This window comes from Haladaptatus sp. (assembly GCF_049589095.1).
GTDB lineage: Archaea > Halobacteriota > Halobacteria > Halobacteriales > Haladaptataceae > Haladaptatus.
This window is the reverse complement of record NZ_JBAWAC010000569.1, coordinates 1-3,413: the sequence shown is the minus strand read 5'-3', so window position 1 is coordinate 3,413 and position 3,413 is coordinate 1. Positions and strand designations below refer to the sequence as shown.

The 3,413-nt window shown below is 56.1% G+C and carries 4 protein-coding genes and 1 pseudogene; all 5 read left to right on the top strand.

The genetic code is table 11. The features are described from left to right. Positions 1-361 precede the first annotated feature (361 nt). The gene (locus WBV42_RS17835; protein ID WP_423987218.1) at positions 362-682 is read left to right on the top strand and encodes an aldehyde dehydrogenase family protein; all 321 of its coding nucleotides are present in this window, start codon (positions 362-364) and stop codon (positions 680-682) included. Next, positions 669-965, top strand: a complete 297-nt coding sequence (locus WBV42_RS17830) for an aldehyde dehydrogenase family protein (RefSeq protein WP_423987219.1) — start codon at positions 669-671, stop codon at positions 963-965. The genes WBV42_RS17835 and WBV42_RS17830 overlap by 14 nt, the downstream gene beginning before the upstream one ends. Positions 966-1,148: 183 nt before the next feature. Next, on the top strand, positions 1,149-1,649 hold the full coding sequence (locus WBV42_RS17825) for an aminotransferase class III-fold pyridoxal phosphate-dependent enzyme (RefSeq protein WP_423987217.1): 501 nt from the start codon (positions 1,149-1,151) through the stop codon (positions 1,647-1,649). Then, on the top strand, positions 1,646-2,659 hold the full coding sequence (locus tag WBV42_RS17820) for an ABC transporter permease (RefSeq protein WP_423987216.1): 1,014 nt from the start codon (positions 1,646-1,648) through the stop codon (positions 2,657-2,659). The genes WBV42_RS17825 and WBV42_RS17820 overlap by 4 nt, the downstream gene beginning before the upstream one ends. 5 nt (positions 2,660-2,664) lie before the next feature. After that, positions 2,665-3,413, top strand: a pseudogene (locus tag WBV42_RS17815) (ABC transporter permease); the annotation flags it as partial.

The following is a 3,413-nucleotide window of genomic DNA, read 5'->3' as shown; positions in this document are numbered from 1 at the left end:
CCATGCAAAGATCGTCGATATGGAAAACACATAAATCCTTCGGGGCGAATTTGTGCTGTATATAGAAATCCACGCCTCAATCAAGACTCGATGGCATTGACCACAAGTTCCTAGCTTTCGCTCCGGTCCCGACAACTTGGCGCTGGATCCCACCGATCCCTATCGACGCAAAGCTTAACAGTACTAAGCCGGATAATGAACGACCCCGCATACACAGACTTTCAATATTTCATCGCTTATAAGATGAAATGCAATGATATTGAAGAGAATCCACTCAGGAGCAATTTTATATCGATTTATTTAGAATCATTCTGATACAGCAAACTGAACATGGTATACTTCTATACAACCGGCGTACAAGATGAATCACCAATGCGCGATCGACGACGCACGTTCTACCGGGACGTTCAACGCGTGGATCAATGGATCATCGACCCCGGCTGTGAGCGGTGAAACGTTCGAAACAAGCGATCCAGTCGTGGACGAGTGCATCGTGACCGTCCCCCAATGCGACGAAGAAGACGTCGACGCGGCGGTGGACGCAGCGAGGACAGGATTCAACAACACGTGGTCAAACACAACTCCAGAAACGCCCAGCCAAACGCTCCTCGAATGGGTTCGCGTTTTCGATAATCACATAGCAGAGTTTCGGCCCGGTCGAAGTTGTAATTCCGTTCAGTAATTACGAGGAGGGGATTCGACTCGCAAACGATACTCCCTACGACCTGGCGATGGGGATCGCGACCACAGACGGTGCGCTAGCGCAGCGAGCAGCTGCCGATATCGACGCCGGGAGCGTCCGGGTCAACAAATATTATGGCCGGACCATCACCGGAAGTCCCTTCGGCGGGTACAAGCGTTCCGGCATCGGCCGAGAGTGTGGGTATGACACGCTACAAAGCTACACACAGACGACGACGACGGTCCATGTGCCCGTCGATCAGGAGCCGGATCTCCGGGGCTAATCGCGGTCCTTCGTTTGATTGTTGTGGACCACACGATCCCGAAATACCGTCCCAGCGTAACCACCTTTTTAATCGGCCGGTATCGTTCTCGACCGGCCCATAACTCACTGAATTGTAAATTGGGTTCATTGTTGGGACCGTAGTAAGACTTATCTTAGCGAGGTGGGATGGAATTTGTAGCTAATGCAAACCCAATCTGAACTCTTGTATGAGTGGGGGAAGGGTCTAGATCCTTGCGCCCCACGAGTCGAATCGGCACATGACGAGTTCCTCGTCACGGACGACGGCGAGGAACTCATCGACGCGGCCGCGGGAGCCGCCGTTGTGAACCTTGGGCACTCGATTCCCGGGATGACGGAAACCCTGTCCGAACAGTCCTCGGAGATTGCCTACCTCACGCTCTCGCACTTCAAACACGACGCACCGATGCGGCTAGCACGCGATCTCGCTGCGGCGGCTCCGGATGGTCTTTCAACGGTGTTCTTCACTAACTCGGGGAGCGAAGCGAACGAAGCCGCGTTCAAACTCGCCCGGGCATACCACTGCGCGCTCGGAGACACTGAATTAGATCGAACCAGCAGTGGTGGCAATTCGATGATGGGGTGGTTGATTCCCCCACCGCCGAGATTGCCAGCGAGCAGTCAGATGAGACCGAGTACCACGATCACGGGTGGTGTGCCATGAGTCGGTGGATCTACCTCCTCAAGCGAGTTCTCATGTCTATCCCAGTTCTCATCCTCGGGACGACAATCACGTTCCTCATCATTCGCGTCGGGCCACTCGATCCGGCAGCCGCGATAATCGGTCCGAGCGGGAATCCACAGACCTACCAAGCCATCAGAAACCAACTCGGACTGGATAAACCAATATGGGTACAGTACTATCACTTCATGATCAATCTGTTCACGTTCCACCTCGGCCACTCGTGGGTGATCAACTCAGGGACGAGCGCGTACGTACTGATCCTCCAATACGCGCCGAGGACGATCTGGCTAGGCTTTTGGTCCGTTCTGATTGCCCTCTTCGTCGGCATCCCGCTCGGTTTCTACGCCGGTATGAACCCGAACACACCGAGCGACTACCTCGCGTCGTTCGGAGGGATTGTGTGGCGAGCGATGCCGAACTTCTGGCTCGCCGTGATCCTGCTCTCCGTCCTATCACAGAGTCAGAAGTTCTTCTTTGGATTCGACTGGCTCGGCTGGCTCGTCCACACGAACGTCGTCGGTCCGCCGGATCTCTCTCATCTCTCGAATCCGACGAACCTGCTCGCGGCAATCAAGAAAATCGCGCCCGCGGCGCTCGTTCTCGGCTCCTCCTCCATGGGGAACGAGATGAGAATCGGTCGGACTGCCGTCCTCGAAACTATCAACTCGAACTATGTGGAGACAGCTCGAGCGAAGGGTGTCCCCTCCCGGAAGATCTTCTGGAAGCATATCTTCCGAAACGCCCTCATCCCCCTCATCCCCGTCATCACTGGTGAGGCGTTCATCCTCCTCGGCGGATCCGTCCTCGTCGAAACGGTGTTCGGTATCAACGGTCTCGGCTACCTCTTCTTTCAGGCGACAATCCAGGGCGATCTCCCTCTGATTGGCGCCCTCATGTTCATCTTCATCCTCCTCCTCGTCGTCGTGAATATCCTCCAAGACCTCCTCTACACGATAGTCGATCCGCGCGTCGGCTACGAGGAGACGTGATACCAATGAGTGACAAATCCACCACCGAATCCAGTTCGATCACTAACCGACTCAGAGCGAACTCTCGTCCAGCGGCCGTCTGGGTAGTCGTCGCAGTCGCGCTCGTTGCCGTCGAGTTCGGAGCGATAATGGGGCTCGTTATGGCCGTTCCATGGCACGTCCTTCCGGCGATACCCGGCGGAAGCACGCTCGCTGCCATCGGGGGACGACTCGCAGAGCTGCCGACACTGCTCTCACGAAACCTCATCGGGAACCAGGGCTACCACCTCCCCACCTCGGGATGGCAGGGAACGTTCCTCGGCCTCCCGCCGGCGTTCGCCTGGATACTCCGCGTTCTCCTTGTATACGCATACGCCTGGCTCGCCTGTCGCTGGATCTGGCACGGCTACAAACTCTACAAGCGGGAATATCGAAACGCTGACTGGACGCCAAGAGATGACATGGTGCGGCGGTTCAGCAACCACCAGTGGGGGAAGTTTGGTCTCTACGTCGTGTTATTCTTCCTTGTATTCGCAGTCTTCGCCCCCACGCTCGGTCCCGCGCCCGTCGACCAGAATATCAAGAATCCCTACTCCGCCCACATCAAATACCACGACTCACAGACAGGGACCGTAAAGACCGTGACGGCCGGGACGGCGAACCTACAATCGAAGTCGACGGGGAAGTCCGACCGGAATATCGGCCCCCTTAAATATGACGACTACGGGCGGTTCCACCCCTTCGGAACGATGACTTCCGGAGCGGACCTGTTCAC

Bases quoted from the DNA above. Each gene is read 5' to 3' on its own strand.
- WBV42_RS17835 (WP_423987218.1), top strand. From the start codon at position 362: ATGAATCACCAATGCGCGATCGACGACGCACGTTCTACCGGGACGTTC.
- WBV42_RS17825 (WP_423987217.1), top strand. From the start codon at position 1,149: ATGCAAACCCAATCTGAACTCTTGTATGAGTGGGGGAAGGGTCTAGAT.
- WBV42_RS17820 (WP_423987216.1), top strand. From the start codon at position 1,646: ATGAGTCGGTGGATCTACCTCCTCAAGCGAGTTCTCATGTCTATCCCA.